This is a genomic window from Streptomyces sp. GbtcB6, assembly GCF_019091475.1.
GTDB lineage: Bacteria > Actinomycetota > Actinomycetes > Streptomycetales > Streptomycetaceae > Streptomyces > Streptomyces hyaluromycini.
Window position 1 is genome coordinate 53,910 of the sequence record NZ_JAGXJL010000010.1, and the last position, 16,905, is coordinate 70,814.

A 16,905-nucleotide genomic window follows, 5' to 3' on the forward strand; every position below is an offset into this window, starting at 1 on the left:
CCCGGCCCACGAGGTGACGCCGGGTCGTCCGGCGTGCGCCGGTGTCTCAGGTGCGCGCCGGCGTCTCGGGCGCCGGTGTCTCAGGCGTCGGTGGCCAGGCGGTCCAGCCACTCGCTCATGAGGTGCTGTTCGGCCGGGCTGAGGGTCGTCTGGTCGGGGAGGGAGGCCCGCAGGGCACGCGCGGCGCCGGCGGGGCCGGTGGTGCGTACGGCGGGCTTCTCCGTGGTGACGGCCGTGACCATCGCCTCGCGCAGGGTGGTCAGCAGGGCCGGGTCACGGTCGGCCGCCGGCATGGACAGCCAGGTGAGGACGGCGCCGCGGGCCGTGGCGTGGATGACGTCGGCCGCGAGCGCCTCGCCGACCCGCAGCCGGCCGCCGACGGCGAGCCGCCGGACCCGGCCCCTGAGGATCTCCAGCCCGGTCCGGAAGGCGGGCGAGTCGCTGCGCGCGACGTCGCCGTACATCAGCAGGTACAGCGCGGGGTTCTCCAGGCCGAACCGGACCGCGAGGTCCCAGCTGTCCCGTAGGTCCTGGATCGGGTCCTCGGGGTCCGGGACGACGCGCTTGCTCGCGAGGAACGTGGCGAAGCCGTGCTCGGCCACCGCCTCCAGGAGTCCCTCCTTGTCGCCGAACAGCCGGTAGATGGCCGCGGGTTGGAGCCCCGCGGCGACGGCGACCGCGCGGGTGGTGACGGCGTCCCGGCCCTCGTGCTCCAGCAGCCCGATGGCGGCGTCGATGACGCGCTGCCGGGTGTCGGCGGCGGTGCCGGCGGTGGTGGTGGCGGCGGTCGTGTCACGTGGTCCGGGTGCCATGTATCAACGATATCGCCTTCTTGCTTCCGTCGTTAGTATCGGTGTTATCATGAAGGTGTTTCCGGCGTTATCAGTGTCGTTGTTGGAGGACATCGTGATCATCGTGACCGGAGCCACCGGACAACTCGGCGGTCAGATCGTGGAGCGGTTGCTCGCCCGCGTACCGGCGGACCGGGTCGGCGTCAGCGTCCGTGAGCCGAAGAGGGCGCAGGCCCTCGCGGACCGGGGCGTGCGGGTGCGGCAGGGCAGCTTCACCGAACCGGCCGGCCTGGCGCACGCCTTCGAGGGAGCCGCCCGGATCCTGATCGTCTCCGTCGACCGGATGGGAGAGGAGGCCGTGCGGCAGCACCGCGGCGCCATCGACGCGCCCGTCGCGGCCGGCGCCCGCCGTATCGTCTACACCGCCCACATGGGCGCGAGCCCCGCCTCCCGCTTCCAGGCCTGCCGCGACCACGCGGCCACGGAGGAGGCCCTCGCCGCCTCGGGCGTCCCCTGGACCTCCCTCCGCAACGGCTTCCACGCGGCCGGCGGGCTCGACTTCCTCGCCCCGGGGCTGGCCGCCGGGGAGGTGGCCCTGCCCGCCGACGGCCCGGTCTGCTGGACGTCGCACGCCGACCTGGCGGAGGCGGCGGCGGTGATCCTGGCGGACGAGCGCCACCGCTTCGAGGGGCCGACGCCCCCGCTCACCGCGACCGAGGCGCTCACCTTCGCCGACCTCGTCGCCCTCGCGAGCGAACTCACCGGCCGTACGGTCACCCGGACCACCGCACCGGACGACGCGTTCCGGGCGCACCTGGCGGCCGGCGGCGTACCCGCCGAGACGGCCGACCAGCTCCTGGGCATCTTCACCGCCGCCCGCGAAGGCGAGTTCGCGGCAACCGACCCCTCCCTGGCGAATCTGATCGGCCGCGCACCCGTCACCATGCGCCGGCTGTTGCAGGAGCGGCTGACCTAGGGCCTGGCACTCGCCGCGGGAGTTCCCGTGCGTCATGGGGCCGGACACGCCTCGCCCGTCTTCACCACGCGTACGGTGACCGGCGTGGTGAGGGTGTGGCGTGCCGGTGGCGGCTGTTGTGAGCAGACCCGCCAGTTGCTGCCCAGGACGGGGATCCGGTGCCGGTCGAGCGCGTCCTCGCCGGCGAGTTGACGGAACCCCGCGTCCCGGGCGGCCAGTTGTGCGTCGCGCAGGGTCTTGCCACGAAGGTCCGGCAGCTCCGCCGTCTGTTTCCGGGCGTGCTGGGACAGGGCCAGCAGGGCGACGACGACCGCGAGGGCGAGAAGCGCGGGACCTTTGCGCATGGGTGCCTCTTCCCGGGGGGCCGGGTTCAGCCGGCGTGGGTGAAATCGGGCTCCGTGGTGTCGGTGGTGGCGGTGGTCGGGGGCGTGGGGTGGGTCAGTTTCTCGCCCTCGATGTCGACGTGGGGGAGCCGGCGGTCGATCCAGCCGGGGAGTGACCATGCGCGGTCGCCGAGCAGCGCCAGGACCGCCGGGACGATGGTCATGCGGACCACGAACGCGTCGAAGAGCACGGCGGCGGCGAGGCCGAAGCCGAGCGACTTGATCATGGAGTCGTCGCCGCCGATGAAGCCGCCGAAGACGCCCGTCATGATGAGCGCGGCGGCCGTGACGACCTTGCCGCTGTGCCGGAAGCCCTCGGTGATCGCCTCGCGGGAGCCGGCGCCGTGGACGTAGGACTCGCGGATGCGGGTGACGAGGAAGACCTGGTAGTCCATGGCGAGGCCGAAGACGATGCCGACCGTGAGGATCGGTACCAGGCTCATGATCGGGCCGGTGGTCTGCAGGCCGAACAGGTCCTTGAACCAGCCCCACTGGAAGACCGCCACCATGGCGCCGAAGGCGGCCAGGACGGACAGCAGGAAGCCGAGCGCCGCCTTGAGCGGTACCAGGACGGACCGGAAGACGAGGATCAGGACCAGGAAGGCCAGGCCGACGACGAGCAGCAGGTAGGGCACGATCGCCTGGGCGAACTTGGCGGCGACGTCGAGGTTCAGGGCGGTGGTGCCGGTCACCAGGCCCTCGGCGCCGGTGGCGGCGTGGGTGTCCGCGGCCCGGTCGCGGATGTCGTGGACGAGGGTCTTGGTCTTCTCGCTGGTGGGCGCGCTCCTGGGGACCACGGTGACGATCGCGGTGTCGCCGGCCGGGTTGTAGACGGCCGGGCTGACGGCGGCCACGTCCTTCATACCGGTGATGCCGTCCGTGAGTTCGCCGACGGCCTTCTTCGTCGCCGCCGGATCGGTGTCGTTGACGACGACGGTGAGCGGGCCGTTGAAGCCGGGCCCGAAGGACTCGGCGAGCATGTCGTAGGCCTTGCGCTCGGTGGTGGAGGGCGGCTTCGACCCGTCGTCGGGCAGGCCCAGTTCGAGCTTGGCGGTGGGCAGCGCGACCAGGACCAGGCCGGCGACCGCGACGAGCAGCACCTTCCACGGGCGGCGCAGTACGAAGACCGCCCAGCGCTCTCCCAGCGGCGTCCTGGCACCGGTGCGCGAGGTGCGGGCGGTACGGCGGCCTCCGGCGCGGCCCAGGACCCGTTCGGGGGCGAGGGAGAGCAGGGCCGGGACCAGGGTGACGGCGACCAGGACCGCGACGACCACGGCACCGGCGGCGGCCATGCCCATGGCGGTGAGGATCGGCAGGTTCACCACGGCCAGGCCCACCAGGGCGATGACGACGGTCAGTCCGGCGAAGACCACGGCGGAGCCCGCGGTGCCGTTGGCGCGCGCGGCGGCCTCCCGGGGGTCGTGACCGGCCGCCCGTTCGGAGCGGTAGCGCGAGACGATGAACAGCGCGTAGTCGATGCCCACCGCGATACCGAGCATGGTGGCCAGCGCCGACGTGCTGCTGTTGAGGTTCAGGGCCGCGCTCAGCGCGGTCACCGAGGAGATGGTGATCCCGACGCCGACCACGGCGGTCGCCAGCGGCATGCCGGCCGCGGCGAACGAGCCGAAGGTGATGACCAGGATGAGCGCGGCGAGCGCGAAACCGACCGCCTCGGAGGAACCACCGGCTGCGGCGGCCGTCAGCGCGGTGCCGGACGCCTCGACGGTCAGGCCCTTGCCGCGGGCCTCCTCGAGCACCTTGTCGAGGTGCTTGTGGTCCGCGTCGGTCAGGTCGGCCGCCTTGGCGGAGTAGGTGACCTGGGCGTAGCCGGTGGTGCGGTCGGCGCTGACGGTCTTGGCGGTGAAGGGATCGGTGACCGAGGCCACCCGCGGCGAGGACTGCTTCAGGTCCTTCAGCAGCGCCTTCACCTCGGCCTTCGGCTTGCCGCCGGTCAGCTTCTGCCCGCCGGGCGCCCGTACGACGACCCGGGCGCTCGCCCCCTCCGCGTTCGCGGCCGGGAACTTCTTGCCGAGCAGGTCGTACGCCTTCTGTGCCTCGATGCCGGGCAGCGTGACGCTGGAACTGCCGCCTCCGCTGCTGCCGGCCGCCGCGGCGCCCGCGACACCCAGTACGACCGCCCAGAGCAGCAGAACCAGCCAGCGGCGCTCGAAGGCGCGGCGACCGATCCGGTGCAGGAAAGTAGCCATGACGAAAAGAGACTCCGTACGTCGGAACGAGGGTGGGGGCGGAGACACATGCGGCTGGGGTCGAGGACCGTGCGCACGGGGCGGTGCTCCGGGCATGCGCGGCCTGTCGTCGTCGACGGGCGCGGTGGCGGGGCACCGGCGCCGGGGAGACGCCCGTGCCCCACAACCATGCTGCGCCGGGCCGAACCCCGGCCGCGTCAGCCTCTGGTACGGGCGTCGCCGGACCGTGTCGGTCATCTGGCCGACACCACGGGAGCGGGTCGGTTTTCTACTCTGGTAGGCGTGGACTGGAAACTTCCGTTTTCGCCCGGAGTGCGGCGACTCATCACCGCCGCCGCACTGCTGGCCCTGGCCCTCACCTGGGTGGTCGACATCCTCGCGGTGTACAACCCGGGGGAGGCGAGCTCACCCATCCGCTGGCTCCCGGTGTTCGTCACCGGTCCGCTGGCCGTGCTGGCCCTGCCCGACACCCGCTGGTCGCCCTCGCTCACGGCCCGGTCGCTGGGCATCGCCGCCATGTCCGCCGCGCTGACCTGCGTATGCCTGGTAGACCCGCGGCCGGTGGGCGACTGGGGCCTCCTGGAGCTCCTCGCCCTGCTCTTCCTGATCGTCCGGGTGCTCGCCGAGACGGCGTCCGACCGCACCACGGCATGGACCGCCGCCGCCCTGGTCGCCGCCGTGCTGATGATGCCGCTGCGCGGCCGTACCGTGTTCAGCTTCGTGGCCGGGCAGTACGTGCTGACGGTCGCCCTCGCGCTGGCGGTCCTCATCGGCTGTTCCCTGCGCGCCCTGGAGGCCCGCCGCCGGCGCGCCGTCCAGGAGGTGCGCTACGCCGAGCGGCTCGCCCTCGCCCGTGACCTGCACGACCTCATCGCCCACCACATGACGGGGATCATCGTGCAGGCCAACGCGGCCCGGACCGTGCACGCGATCGCGCCGGAGAAGGTCGACCCGGCCCTGGAGGCGATCTCCCGGTCCGGGACGGAGACCCTGGAGTCGATGCGGCGCCTGGTCCGCGTGCTGCGCGAGGACGACCACCAGGCGCTGCGCCCCGCCGACCTGCTCTCCGGGCTCGGCGACCTCGTCGCCGGCTTCTCCCGGGGCCGGCCCGAGGCCCCCGCCGCCCGCCTGGAGGCCGGCGCGGCGGCCCGGACCAGCAGGTTCAGCCCGGAGGTGGAGACATCCGTGTACCGGGTGGTCCAGGAGGCCCTCACCAACGTGCACCGCCACGCGCCGGGCGAGCGGGTGGTCGTACGGCTGGACGCCGACCCGGACTGGCTGCACGTGACGGTGGCCAACAGCCTGCCGCACCGCCGCATCGGCAGTCCCGCCGGCGGACAGAGCGGGCTCGGCCTGATCGGGCTGCGGGAGCGCGTCGAGGCGCTCGACGGCGAGTTCTGGGCGGGTGCCGTCGACCCCGCCCAGTGGGAGGTCCGGGCCAGCGTGCCCCGGTCCCCGGACTCGCCACCGCACCCACCGCGATCGGTACGCGGTGCTACCAGGACCGCGAAGTGACCACGCCGTGCTCCCACGCCCAGGCCGCGATCTCCACCCGGTTCCGGGCCTCGGTCTTGGCCTGGATCCGGGCCAGATACGTCTTCACCGACGACAGCGACAGGAACAGCTCCTCGCTGATCTCCTGATTGGTGCGGCCCACGGCCACCAGCCGCACGATCTCCGTCTCCCGGGTGCTCAGCCCGGCCGCCTCCGCGTCCCGCCCGCTCCGCGGGCCGTGCTGCAGCTCGCCCAGCAGGCGGACGGTGACCGCGGGCGAGACCAGGGCGTCACCGCGGGCGGCCGCCCGGACCGCCTCCACCAGCAGCTCCGGAGACGCGTCCTTGAGCAGGAACCCGCAGGCGCCGTACCGCAGCGCGTCCCGTACGTAGTCGTCCTGGTCGAAGGTGGTGATGACGACGACGTTCGGCCCGTCACCGTCACCCTGCCCGCCGCCTCGCTCGCCCGTCAGTGTCCGGGTGACCTCCAGCCCGTCCAGCCGCGGCATCCGGATGTCGACCAGCACGACGTCGGGCCGCAGCCGGCGGGCCAGCTCGACACACTCCACACCGTCTCCGGCCACCCCCACGACCCGGATGCCCGGCTGGGCGTCGAGGATCATCTCGAAGCCGGCCCGCACCAGTTCCTGGTCGTCGGCGATCACCACGTCGATCGGTTCGTCGGTCACCACCGGACTCTAGCCCGCCCGTGTCACGCGCGAACCGGGACGGCGGTCTCCATGGCGGTCACAAGGAGGCGATCAGATACGCCTGCGGACTCGTCTCTCCCAGCCCCGCGTCCGCCTCCCGTACCGTGCTGGAGTGGAGCCGGAAGCCGGCCTCCGTCAGCAGCCTCGTCATCAGCTCCGGCCGCCGCCGCTCGAAGTCCAGCGCCACCGCATGTCCCCAGGGGTCCTCGAACCGGCGGGCCGCGTCCCCCACCTGGAAGGCGAGGAGCAGCCGGCCCCCGGGCCGCAGCACCCGCCTGAACTCCCCGAACAGCACCGGCAGCCGGTCGTCCGGGGTGTGGATGGACGAGTACCAGCACACCACCCCGTCCAAGGCGCCGTCCGCCACGGCCAGTTCCAGCATCGAGCCCTGGACGAAGCGCAGGCCGGAGTTCTCGCGGCGGGCGACGGCGAGCATCGACGCGGACAGGTCGAGGCCGAAGACGGACAGGCCGAGCCCGGCCAGGCGGGCCGTGACGCGACCGGGGCCGCAGCCGAGGTCGGCCACCGTGCCGCCGGCGCCGACGAGTTCGGCGTAGGCGGCCAACAGGGCCCGGTCCAGAGGGCGGTTGGAGATGTCCTCGCGGAAGTGGTCGGCGTAGTCGTCGGCGATCGCGTCGTAGAACGTGCGGGTGGCGGTGAGGAAGTCGGCGGTCATGCCCGCGGACCCTAGCGCCCCGAAGGGGCGCGGGGAACTGCGCGACCAGCCACGACGGCGCCGCGGTCGAACGACGACGCACCGCGGCCCTTCCCGCGGAGCGCTCAGCCGGCTCCGGCCGCCCGCAGCAGTGCCGTCACCGCCGCGGCCGCCAGGACCACGACCGCGAACGGCGCCCGCCGCCAGGCCAGTACGCCCGCCACCAGCACCCCCGCCGGGCGGGCCCAGCCCGCGAAACCGCCGTCCTCGGTCAGCGCGCCGGTGGCCAGCAGGGCCACGAGGAGGACCACCGCCCCCGCCGACGCCAGCTCCTGGACCCGCGCCGGGATCTCGACCCGGCCGTGCAGCGCCGGGCCCACCAGACGGAAGGCGTACGTGCCGAGGCAGAGCGCCAGGATCATGACCACCGTCGCGTTCATCGCCGTACCCCCGGAAACGCGAACAGGCCCAGAAGGGCGAGCAGGACCGGGACTCCGGCCGGGACGGCCGGGGTCACCGCGAGGGCGATCACCGCGCCGGGCAGCGCCGCCCGGCGTACCCCCGCGTCCGCCCGCAGCGCGGGCAGGACCAGGGCCACCAGTACCGCCGGGAACGCCGCGTCCAGGCCGTAGCGGGCCGTGTCGCCGAGGGCCGTGCCGGCCAGGGCGCCGATCAGCACCCCCGCGTTCCATGCGGCGAACAGGCCGAGGCCCGAGATCCAGAACGCGGTGCGGCGGCGCGCCGGGTCCGGCTGGGCCAGGGCGAAGGCGACCGTCTCGTCGGTGACCAGGTGGGCGCCGAGCAGGCGGGTGGCGCGGCCGGGGCCGAGGAGGTCGGCGACGGCGAGGCCGAAGGCCGCCGTACGGGTGTTGAGGAGCAGGCCGGTGGCCGCCGCCGCCAGCGGGCCGCCGCCGGCGAGCAGCACGCCCACCGCGCTGAACTGGGCCGAGCCCGCGTAGACGACGAGGGACATCACGACCGGGACCCATACGGGCAGGCCACCGGCCACGCTGACGGCGCCGAAGGAGACGCCGACGATCCCGCCGGCCAGCCAGACGAGTGAACTGTCCCGGACGAGCGAGGTACCCGTCCGGGTGCCCGGCGGAAGAGTGGTTCGGTGTGGCGAACGCATGTTCTCTACAATGAACGTACAGAGTGATGTTCGTCAAGGCGAACGATCGTACCGATGGAGCGAACGAATCAGATGTCCGAGGCACCCGACCGGCCGGACCGGTCAGAACAGCCGGACCGGCTTCCGATGGAGTGGATCGCCGGTTCCCTGAAGCGGGAGCGGGCCCGGGTCGGGCTCTCGCTGTCCGAACTGGCCAAGCGGGCCGGCATCGCGAAGTCCACGCTGTCCCAGCTGGAGGCCGGCGGCGGGAACCCGAGCGTGGAGACACTGTGGGCGCTGGGCGTGGCGCTGGGCGTGCCGTTCAGCGCGCTGGTGGAGCCGCCGGTGTCCGGCGTCCAGGTGATCCGGGCCGGGGAGGGGCCCACGGTCGCGTCGGAGCGGGCCGACTTCGCCGCCACCCTGCTGTCGTCCTGCCCGCCCGGCGCCCGCCGGGACATCTACCACCTGCGGACGGAGCCGGGTGCGCCGCGGGAGTCCGAGCCGCACATTCCGGGAACGGTCGAGCATCTCGTCGTATGCAGCGGGCAGGTGAAGGCGGGGCCGCGCGGGGAAACCGTCGAATTGAATCCCGGGGATTACCTGACGTATCGCGGGGACGTGCCGCACTCCTATGAGGCGCTGCTGCCCGGCACCACGTTCGTGCTGGTCATGCAGCACGTTTGAGGCGGCGGTGAAAAGGCAGGAGCCCCGTCGCCTGACGGCGCGGGGCTCCTTGGGTACTGCACTCAGTCTGCGATCAGACTTGGTTTGTCTGGGATCAGACGGGGGTGACGTTCTCCGCCTGCGGACCCTTCGGGCCCTGCGTGACGTCGAAGCTCACCTGCTGGTTCTCCTCGAGGGAGCGGAACCCGCTGGCGTTGATCGCGGAGTAGTGGACGAAGACGTCGGGGCCGCCGCCTTCCTGGGCGATGAAGCCAAAGCCCTTTTCGGCGTTGAACCACTTCACGGTTCCGGTAGCCATAAGCCCTCCTTGGGCTCAAAAGGGTCGCCCTGCTCCAGAACCTGCAAGTGTGAAAACAAACTAAGTGCCGCACAACTGCATATGTCTGAAAACGACGAGAGCCCGCGGTTACATGCTCCGCAGGCTCTGTACTGCAAGGGAAACCAAACTGCAACTTGCGGCGAGCCTAGCATGTGGGCAGCCGAAAGCAACAGAGGCCAAGATCACGTCACCCGGACGTTTGAATGACCCCGAACGCGGGTTGACCGTACGGGCGGTCGAGGCACCGAGGGCGGGGGCGGGGGCGGTCCCAGCACGGTACCCCATGGGGTCTAGTCTCGCGATGTGGACAATTCTCGCACCCGGCCGCGCGTCGGCCACATCCAGTTCCTGAACTGCCTGCCCCTTTACTGGGGGCTCGCGAGAACCGGCACCCTCCTCGACTTCGAGCTGACCAAGGACACCCCCGAGAAGCTCAGCGAGCAGCTGGTGCGCGGCGACCTCGACATCGGTCCCATCACCCTCGTCGAGTTCCTGCGCAACGCCGACGACCTGGTCGCCTTCCCGGACATCGCCGTCGGCTGCGACGGCCCCGTGATGTCCTGCGTGATCGTCTCGCAGGTGCCGCTGGACCAGCTGGACGGCCGCCGGGTCGCCCTCGGCTCCACCTCGCGCACCTCGGTCCGCCTCGCCCAGCTGCTGCTCGCCGACCGCTACGGCGTCCAGCCCGACTACTACACCTGCCCGCCCGACCTCAGCCTGATGATGCAGGAGGCGGACGCGGCGGTGCTCATCGGCGACGCGGCCCTGCGCGCCAACCTGCTGGACGGCCCGCGCTACGGCCTCCAGGTCCACGACCTCGGCGCACTGTGGAAGCAGTGGACGGGCCTGCCGTTCGTCTTCGCGGTGTGGGCGGCGCGCCGGGACTACCTGGAGCGCGAACCGCACATCACCCGCGAGGTGCACAGCGCCTTCCTCGACTCCCGCAACCTCTCCCTGGAGGAGGTCACCAAGGTCGCCGAACAGGCCGCCCGCTGGGAGGCCTTCGACGAGGCGACCCTCGCCCAGTACTTCACCACCCTCGACTTCAGCTTCGGCGCGGCACAGCTGGCGGCGGTGGCGGAGTTCGCCCGCCGGGTGGGCCCGACGACCGGGTTCGCGGCGGATGTGAAGGTCGACCTGCTGGCGCCGTGACACGACCTGCCGACGCCGTGACACGCGTCGGCAGGCACCGGCAGGCCCTAGGCTGCTGTGTGGACTCTCTGGGGGGTGAGGGCGCATGCAGCCGCTCGCGGGCGACGAACCTACCGCCATCGGGCCGTACCGGCTGCTCGGCCGGCTCGGCTCCGGCGGCATGGGCCGCGTCTATCTGGGCCGTTCGACCGGCGGCCGGACCGTCGCCGTGAAGATCGTGCACCCGCACTTCGCGCTGGACGAGGAGTTCCGCGCCCGCTTCCGCCGTGAGGTGGCGGCCGCCCGGCGGGTCGGCGGTGCCTGGACGGCCCCCGTCCTGGACGCCGACCCGGACGCGCCGGTGCCCTGGGTCGCCACCGCCTACGCGGCCGGTCCCTCCCTGACGGCCGCCGTGACCGACGGCGGCCCGCTGCCCGCGCACACGGTACGGGCGCTCGGCGCCGGGCTGGCCGAGGCGCTGGCGGCGGTGCACGAACTGGGTCTTGTGCACCGGGACGTGAAGCCGTCGAACGTGCTGCTGACCCTGGACGGCCCGCTGCTCATCGACTTCGGCATCGCCCGGGCCACGGACGGCACCGCCTCGCTGACGTCGTCGGGGGTCTCGATCGGGTCACCGGGATACATGTCGCCCGAGCAGATCCTGGGCAAGGGCGTCACGGGCGCCGCGGACGTGTTCTCGCTGGGCGCGGTGCTGGCCTACGCGGCGAACGGGGAGCCGCCGTTCCCGGGCGACTCCTCGGCCGCCCTGCTCTACAAGGTCGTCCACGAGGAACCCGAACTCGGCGTACTGAGCGGTGAGCTGCGGGAGGTGGCCGAGGCGTGTCTCACCAAGGAGGCGGAGCGGCGGCCCGGCCCGGCGGAGGTGGCGCGGCGGCTGGCTCCGGAGGGGGCCGCGCCGCTGGTGGCGGGCGGGTGGCTGCCGGGGGCGCTGGTGGAGCGGGTGAGCCGGAGCGCCGTGGAGGTGCTGAACCTGGAGGTGGTGGAGGCCGCGCCGTCCGGGCCGGCGTCCGGGCTGGCGTCCGGGCCGGTGGAGTTCGGCACCCCGTCCGTGGGTGGGGAGTTCGGGCCGGCGCCGACGCTGCCGCCCGCGGGCGTACCGGATCTGCCGACGATGCCGCCCGCCGTCGTACCGGAGCCGCGGGACGCCCTGCCGCCGGCGGCCGGGAAGGTGTCCGTGAGCGTGGCCGCGACCGCCGTGCCGGGAGAGAACGGGCGCGGGCGCCGGGTGAGCTGTACGGTCGCGCTCTCGGTGGCCGCGGCGCTGGCGGTGGTCACCGTCGGCGTGGGGTTCCTGGTGAAGCCGTTCCTCGGGTCCGACAGCGGCGGATCGAACAGCGACGTGGGAGCCGCCGCCAAGTCGCCCTCGGCGTCCGCGTCGTCAGCGTCCGGCGGCGGGGCGATCCCGGCCGCCTACCTCGGCACCTGGCAGGGCTCGGCCACCGCCCTGTCCGGCAACCTGCCCATCGGCACCTTCCGGGTCACCGTGGAACAGGCGGCGGTCGGCAAGGAGTTGGGCCGCCTGCGGCAGACCGACCAGCTGGGCGGGGTCTGCACGGACATCCTGACCCTGAGATCGGTGACGGCCGCCAGGCTCGTCGCCTCCTCGAAGGGCGCCAAGGGCAACCACGACGGCTGCGACCCCGGCACCAACACGGTCTACCTGACCCCGAGCCACGGCGACCTGGTCTACACGTCGGACAGCTCGGCGGAGGGGAACCCGGTGGCGGTGATGTCGAAGACGGGGGACTGAGGATCCTCAGGGGCCCCCGTCGCAGGACTGCTTCGCGTACGGCTACTGCGGGGTCGTCACCGTGACGTGCTCCCCGCTGCCCAGGTGCAGCATGCCCTTGCCGGGCTGGATCGGCCCGCCCACCATCGCACGGGTGGTCCGGATGCCGATCAGTTCGCCGGAGCCGGACTCCTGCGGGGAGAGCAGGATGCCCCGGCGGGCCTTCTTGGCATCGACCTGCCAGCCGGAGAAGCCGTCGCAGATCTCGTCCTCGTCACCGGCGATGACGACGGCCAGCCCCTCCTCGGTGCCGCTCTCCACGATCCGCTTGAAGACGTCCTCGGCGTCGCAGTCGTCCAGCACCTCGGCGTCGTCGACCAGCACGACGATCGGCTCGGCGGGGGACGCCGACGCCAGCACCTCCGTCAGCTCGTCCTCGTCCACGTCCCGGCCGGTGAAGACCTTCAGCACGCCTTCCTGGCCGTCGAGTTCGCGCAGCGGCGACTGCCGGGGCGCGGCGACCACGATCCGCACGCCGTTGGCCAGGTAGGAGCGGGCGAAACCCAACAGGGTCGTGGAGCGGCCGGACTTGGCGGGACCGCCGATCACGAAGGCGGGCACGCCCTGCGCCAGGTCCGGTCCGAAGGCGGTGAGTTCGTCGCCGCCGACACCCACCAGGGCCCACAGCGGAGAAGCCGCCGCAGCCGGGTCCCGCATCGCCCAGGCCTCCTCGAAGGAGATCCGGCCGGGCAGCACGTCCACCCGGAACGGCCGCCGCGAGCGAGGCACCTGGGCGTCGCGGACCTCGGCCGCCTCGCCGATCGCGACGATCGCCGCGGCCTGCCCCTGACCGGTGGTGTCCGCGGAGAGCAGCGCGAACTGCGTCTCGGCGGCCGTCTCGCTGCGGAAGCCGCGGCCGGGCGGGATCTCCTCGGGAACCTTGCGGGAGTTGATGTCCAGCATCGAGAAGTCGGCACGGTCGGCGAGCCGCAGACCGTACTTGTCCTCGGTGAGGGAGGAGATCCGGCCGGCCAGGATCTGCCGGTCGCCGGTGAGGACGAGATGGATGCCGACGCTCGCGCCCTCCCGCATCATCACCATGATCTTGTCGGTGAGGTCACCGTGGTTCAGCTCGCCGAGGGTGGGCAGCCAGCCCTCCCAGCGGTCCAGGAGCAGCACGATGTGCGGCAGCCGCTCCGCCTCCGGCACGGCCGCCCGCTGCTCGCCGATGTCGGCGAACCCCCGGTCCGCGAGCAGCTCCTGACGGCGGCTCAGCTCACCGGAGAGGCGGGCCATGAGCCGTTCCACGCGCTCGGTCTGGTTACGGCTGACGACGGCACCGCAGTGCGGCAGCCGGGTCAGCGCGTTCAGCGCGCCGTTGCCGCAGTCGATGCCGTACAGGTGCACGTCGGCACAGGAGTTGGTGCGGGCCAGCGAACCGGCGATGGTGCGCAGCACCTGGGACCGTCCGGTGCGCGGGGCACCGGCGATGATCAGATGCCCGAAGGTCGCGAAGTCGACGGCGACCGCGCGCCGGGCCTGGTCGGCGGGCAGGTCCTCGACACCGTACGCGGCGGCGGGCAGCGCGCCCTGCGCCTGCACGGCCGGTACGTCGTCGAGCAGCAGCATGTCGTCGAGGGCGGGCAGCCACGGCGAGTGCTGGGCCGGGATCCTGAGGGCGGTGTTGGCCTCGCGCACGGCGTCGACGAGCACCTTCAGGTCGGTGATCTCGTCGTCCTCCTTCGCCTCGGACTTGGGCTTGCGCAGCGCGGCCCGCCCGAGGTCCTGCCAGGACAGCGCCCCGGCCCAGGGCGCGAGCGTGGCCGGGTCCGCGGCCCCCGGCCGCCTTCCTCCGACGCGCCCCGACTGGAAGGGGACCAGCGAGGCGTGCCCGAGCCGGACGTACGCCCGGCCCGGCGTGCTCTTCGCGATGTGCCCGGCGTCGGGCGCGTCGATGACGTCGGTCGACTCACCGGCGTCGGTCACGCGCAGCGCGATCCGGAGGTTGGTGTTGGCGCGGATCTCGGGGGACACGACACCGGAGGGCCGCTGGGTGGCGAGGAGCAGGTGGATCCCGAGGGACCGCCCCCGCTGAGCGATGTTGACAAGTCCCGTGACGAAGTCGGGCAGATCGCGCACCATCGACGCGAACTCGTCGATGACGATGAGCAGTCGGGGCACCGGCGCCCGGGACGGATCCCTCTTCACCAGGTCCTGGTAGTCCTCGATGTCCTTGGCATCGGCGGCGGCGAGGATGTGCTCGCGCCGCTTGAGCTCCGCCCCCAGCGACTCCAGGGCCCGCTCCACGAGGTGGGCGTCGAGGTCGGTGACCATGCCCACGGTGTGCGGCAGCTTCACGCAGTCCTTGAACGCCGAGCCGCCCTTGTAGTCGACGAGCACGAAGGTCATGTTCTCGGGGGTGTTGGCGACGGCCAGCGCGGCCACGATTGTCTGCAGCAGCTCGGACTTGCCGGAACCGGTGGTACCGGCGATGAGCCCGTGCGGCCCGTCGCGTCGCAGGTCGATGCCGAACGGGCCGTCGTACGACTCCCCGATGACGGCCATCGTCGACTGCCCGCCCATCCGCCACCGCGCGGCGATCGCGTCCCGCGTCGGCGGCTCCAGCTGGAGCACGTCGAGCAGCCGGCTGGCGGCGGGCAGTGCGGAGTCCTCGCTCTCGCCGCTGATGTCCCGGAGCGGGGAGAGCGAGCGGGCGAGCCGGCCGCACCAGGCGGCGGAGACGAAGTCGGGCCGTACGCCCAGCTTGCGCAGCGCCCCGCTCTGCTCGACGCGCAGTCGCAACTCCAGGTCCTGCGGGGCCTGTTCCTCGCCGCCGCCGTGCTGCGGATGCCAGGCCTGGAAGGAGGGGAAGCCGCCGGCGGCCTGCTGTGCCACCGGAGTCGCCTGGGCGGCCGCCTCCTTGCTGGACCGCGGCTCGGCGACCACGACGCCCTGGCACTCCCCGGAAAGGAAGCGCTCCTCCTCGTCGAGGCAGATGGAGCGAATGGCGACGCCCGGCCCCTCCTTCAGCAGCCGTACGACACCGGGCATGGACCGCAGCCGCCGCGACCCGTCCCACACCACCACGATGTCCGGGTCGGAGAAGGCGGGCCCGTCGACCTTGCTGCGGCCGCCCTGCTGCAAGGCCTTCTGCCGGCCGTCGAGGAGCTGGGTGAGCTCGCCGACGCGGGCGCCGACGGTCTCGGAGTCGGTGCCGATGAGGACGTTCACGTCCTGGCCGCCGCCCGGCCGGGCATGCGGCAGCCAGCGCATCCAGTCCCAGCGGGCGCCGGCGTCGTTGTCGGTGAGGACGTAGAACTGCACGTCCATGGGGCTGTGCAGGACGGCGGTCTGGGCGACGGCCCAACGCCCCAGCGCATGTGCCGAATCCCCCGGCCCGGCGACCCCGATCACCCCGAGGTCGCGCAGCGACAGACCGACCGGGGCGTCCTCGATGTACCAGCGGACCTTGCGCTTGTGTTCGTCCTGCTCGGGGTCGTCCAGCTCGACCTCGGAGGGCACGCGCCCGGTGCCGAACCTGATCAGCAGGTGGTCGGCGTCGGTGCGCCGCCGCTCCCACAGCCGCGTCCGCGGCCCGGTCCCGTACGTCAGCACGGCCGCCGGATCCGGCACCGCACCCCGCCGCTCGGACCGTTCGGCGACAAGCGCCTCCTGCGCCTCCTCCTCGATCCGCGCCTTGTGCTCCTTGTACTCCTTCAGCTGCTTCGCATGGGACTTGCGCCCGTGCTTCTTGTCCATGAAGTAGTTGCCGAAGAGCATGATCGGGCTCATCACGGCCATCACCAGGTAGTACCAGCGATGGAACATGAAGACGGACACGACCGCGCCGACGAGCGGCAGCAGCGCCATCAGCCAGGGCAGCGGACGGGCCTCGTAGTCGCCGGGCGGGTTGGGCAGCGAGAAGTGCGTCTGCCGGTCGGCGGGGCGCAGCCGCGGGGGCCGGTTGTAGTCGAGCCCGGCACCGTCGTCGGACCACTTGAGGGCGGCGTTGGGCGGGGCGTACCCGGTGATCTCTAGGAGGGTGTTACCGAGTGCGAGCTGGGAGTTGAGGGGCCAGTCCCCGTCCCCCTGGAACTCCTCCCCGTCCAACCGCACGCCATCGACGTGGGTCTGCACTTTGCAGGTGCCGTCGATGGCGATGGTGAGGGTGGCGGCGCGGGCGGGCAGCTCGGGGTCCTCGACGCGGAGGTGGGAGGCGGCCCCGGTGCCGATGTCGTACCGGCCGACTCCGAGCCGGTGCACGGCGCCGGCGGCGGGGCCGCCGGCGACCCGGAACTCCACGACGCCGGTGGGCTCGCCGAGCAGGCACCCGGCGGGGTCGTGGAGACTGACGACGACACCGTCCCGGAGGGGCGAGCCGACGACGGTGGCGGCGGGGTCGAGGGCGTACCCGTCGACGTAGGCGTGCGGTCCGGCGGCCTGGAAGGGGGCGGCGCCCCTTGAGGCGCCGATGGGTATGACCTGGGCCCCTCCCTGGCTCTCGGGATATCCCACACCGACCTGCCGGGCCAACTCCCGCGCGACGTCACCGACCGTGGACTCGGGATCCGCGTCGAGCACCACGTCGGCGGTGGCACCGCCGACCGGGTCGACGACGGTCAGACTCAGGCGCACGTTCCGTCCCCCAACACACCGAGAGCACCCAACACAGTGGAAGCGACCTTAGCCGCCCGC

General features: G+C 72.7%; 14 protein-coding genes. 5 read left to right on the forward strand and 9 right to left on the reverse strand.

Translation table 11 applies throughout. The features are described from left to right. Positions 1 to 80: 80 nt before the first annotated feature. Positions 81 to 812, reverse strand: coding sequence for a TetR/AcrR family transcriptional regulator (locus tag KVT45_RS18540; protein WP_217548844.1), 732 nt, complete (start codon positions 810 to 812; stop codon positions 81 to 83). A gap of 94 nt (positions 813 to 906) precedes the next feature. Between KVT45_RS18540 and KVT45_RS18545 the strand changes: the two genes are divergently transcribed. Further along, positions 907 to 1,767 carry an SDR family oxidoreductase gene (locus KVT45_RS18545; RefSeq protein ID WP_217548846.1) on the forward strand — a complete coding sequence of 287 codons (861 nt, stop codon included), beginning with the start codon at positions 907 to 909 and terminating at the stop codon, positions 1,765 to 1,767. Positions 1,768 to 1,799: 32 nt separating this feature from the next. On the opposite strand, the gene KVT45_RS18550 is transcribed toward KVT45_RS18545, so the two are convergent. Continuing rightward, positions 1,800 to 2,111: a PASTA domain-containing protein gene (locus tag KVT45_RS18550; RefSeq protein ID WP_217548849.1), complete on the reverse strand. Its 312-nt coding sequence runs from the start codon at positions 2,109 to 2,111 to the stop codon at positions 1,800 to 1,802. Positions 2,112 to 2,137: 26 nt separating this feature from the next. Further along, positions 2,138 to 4,357, reverse strand: a complete 2,220-nt coding sequence (locus KVT45_RS18555) for an MMPL family transporter (RefSeq protein WP_217548851.1) — start codon at positions 4,355 to 4,357, stop codon at positions 2,138 to 2,140. Between the two features lie 282 nt (positions 4,358 to 4,639). On the opposite strand from KVT45_RS18555, the gene KVT45_RS56405 reads away from it, so the two are divergent. After that, entirely contained in the window at positions 4,640 to 5,872 is a 1,233-nt protein-coding gene (locus tag KVT45_RS56405; protein WP_167449860.1) for a sensor histidine kinase, read from the forward strand. On the opposite strand, the gene KVT45_RS18565 is transcribed toward KVT45_RS56405, so the two are convergent. The 4 genes from KVT45_RS18565 to KVT45_RS18580 all read right to left on the reverse strand — a co-directional run bounded on the left by KVT45_RS18565 (position 5,853) and on the right by KVT45_RS18580 (position 8,347). Further along, positions 5,853 to 6,539, reverse strand: a complete 687-nt coding sequence (locus KVT45_RS18565; protein ID WP_217548853.1) for a response regulator transcription factor — start codon at positions 6,537 to 6,539, stop codon at positions 5,853 to 5,855. The genes KVT45_RS56405 and KVT45_RS18565 overlap by 20 nt on opposite strands. Before the next feature lie 58 nt (positions 6,540 to 6,597). Further along, positions 6,598 to 7,236, reverse strand: a complete 639-nt coding sequence (locus KVT45_RS18570; RefSeq protein ID WP_217548855.1) for a bifunctional 2-polyprenyl-6-hydroxyphenol methylase/3-demethylubiquinol 3-O-methyltransferase UbiG — start codon at positions 7,234 to 7,236, stop codon at positions 6,598 to 6,600. Between the two features lie 104 nt (positions 7,237 to 7,340). After that, on the reverse strand, positions 7,341 to 7,655 hold the full coding sequence (locus KVT45_RS18575) for an AzlD domain-containing protein (RefSeq protein WP_217548857.1): 315 nt from the start codon (positions 7,653 to 7,655) through the stop codon (positions 7,341 to 7,343). Next, positions 7,652 to 8,347, reverse strand: a complete 696-nt coding sequence (locus tag KVT45_RS18580) for an AzlC family ABC transporter permease (protein WP_217548859.1) — start codon at positions 8,345 to 8,347, stop codon at positions 7,652 to 7,654. The genes KVT45_RS18575 and KVT45_RS18580 overlap by 4 nt, the downstream gene beginning before the upstream one ends. A 72-nt stretch (positions 8,348 to 8,419) precedes the next feature. Here KVT45_RS18580 and KVT45_RS18585 point away from each other — a divergent pair, with 72 nt between their 5' ends. Beyond that, positions 8,420 to 9,010 carry a helix-turn-helix domain-containing protein gene (locus KVT45_RS18585; protein ID WP_217549213.1) on the forward strand — a complete coding sequence of 197 codons (591 nt, stop codon included), beginning with the start codon at positions 8,420 to 8,422 and terminating at the stop codon, positions 9,008 to 9,010. 94 nt (positions 9,011 to 9,104) lie between these two features. Here the strand turns inward: KVT45_RS18585 and KVT45_RS18590 are convergent, their stop codons facing one another. Next, positions 9,105 to 9,308, reverse strand: coding sequence for a cold-shock protein (locus KVT45_RS18590; protein WP_003992177.1), 204 nt, complete (start codon positions 9,306 to 9,308; stop codon positions 9,105 to 9,107). 324 nt (positions 9,309 to 9,632) lie between these two features. On the opposite strand from KVT45_RS18590, the gene KVT45_RS18595 reads away from it, so the two are divergent. Both KVT45_RS18595 and KVT45_RS18600 read left to right on the forward strand, forming a co-directional pair. Further along, complete coding sequence (locus KVT45_RS18595; RefSeq protein ID WP_217548861.1) at positions 9,633 to 10,481, forward strand: menaquinone biosynthetic enzyme MqnA/MqnD family protein; 849 nt, start codon at positions 9,633 to 9,635, stop codon at positions 10,479 to 10,481. Between the two features lie 85 nt (positions 10,482 to 10,566). Then, the gene (locus KVT45_RS18600) at positions 10,567 to 12,231 is read left to right on the forward strand and encodes a serine/threonine-protein kinase (protein WP_217548863.1); all 1,665 of its coding nucleotides are present in this window, start codon (positions 10,567 to 10,569) and stop codon (positions 12,229 to 12,231) included. A gap of 42 nt (positions 12,232 to 12,273) precedes the next feature. On the opposite strand, the gene KVT45_RS18605 is transcribed toward KVT45_RS18600, so the two are convergent. Further along, positions 12,274 to 16,845 carry an FtsK/SpoIIIE domain-containing protein gene (locus tag KVT45_RS18605; protein WP_217548865.1) on the reverse strand — a complete coding sequence of 1,524 codons (4,572 nt, stop codon included), beginning with the start codon at positions 16,843 to 16,845 and terminating at the stop codon, positions 12,274 to 12,276. Between the last annotated feature and the right edge of the window lie 60 nt (positions 16,846 to 16,905).

Coding starts and splice junctions, on each gene's coding strand:
- KVT45_RS18540 (WP_217548844.1), bottom strand. CDS start 812: ATGGCACCCGGACCACGTGACACGACCGCCGCCACCACCACCGCCGGC.
- KVT45_RS18550 (WP_217548849.1), bottom strand. CDS start 2,111: ATGCGCAAAGGTCCCGCGCTTCTCGCCCTCGCGGTCGTCGTCGCCCTG.
- KVT45_RS18555 (WP_217548851.1), bottom strand. CDS start 4,357: ATGGCTACTTTCCTGCACCGGATCGGTCGCCGCGCCTTCGAGCGCCGC.
- KVT45_RS18570 (WP_217548855.1), bottom strand. CDS start 7,236: ATGACCGCCGACTTCCTCACCGCCACCCGCACGTTCTACGACGCGATC.
- KVT45_RS18575 (WP_217548857.1), bottom strand. CDS start 7,655: ATGAACGCGACGGTGGTCATGATCCTGGCGCTCTGCCTCGGCACGTAC.
- KVT45_RS18580 (WP_217548859.1), bottom strand. CDS start 8,347: ATGCGTTCGCCACACCGAACCACTCTTCCGCCGGGCACCCGGACGGGT.
- KVT45_RS18585 (WP_217549213.1), top strand. CDS start 8,420: ATGTCCGAGGCACCCGACCGGCCGGACCGGTCAGAACAGCCGGACCGG.
- KVT45_RS18590 (WP_003992177.1), bottom strand. CDS start 9,308: ATGGCTACCGGAACCGTGAAGTGGTTCAACGCCGAAAAGGGCTTTGGC.
- KVT45_RS18600 (WP_217548863.1), top strand. CDS start 10,567: ATGCAGCCGCTCGCGGGCGACGAACCTACCGCCATCGGGCCGTACCGG.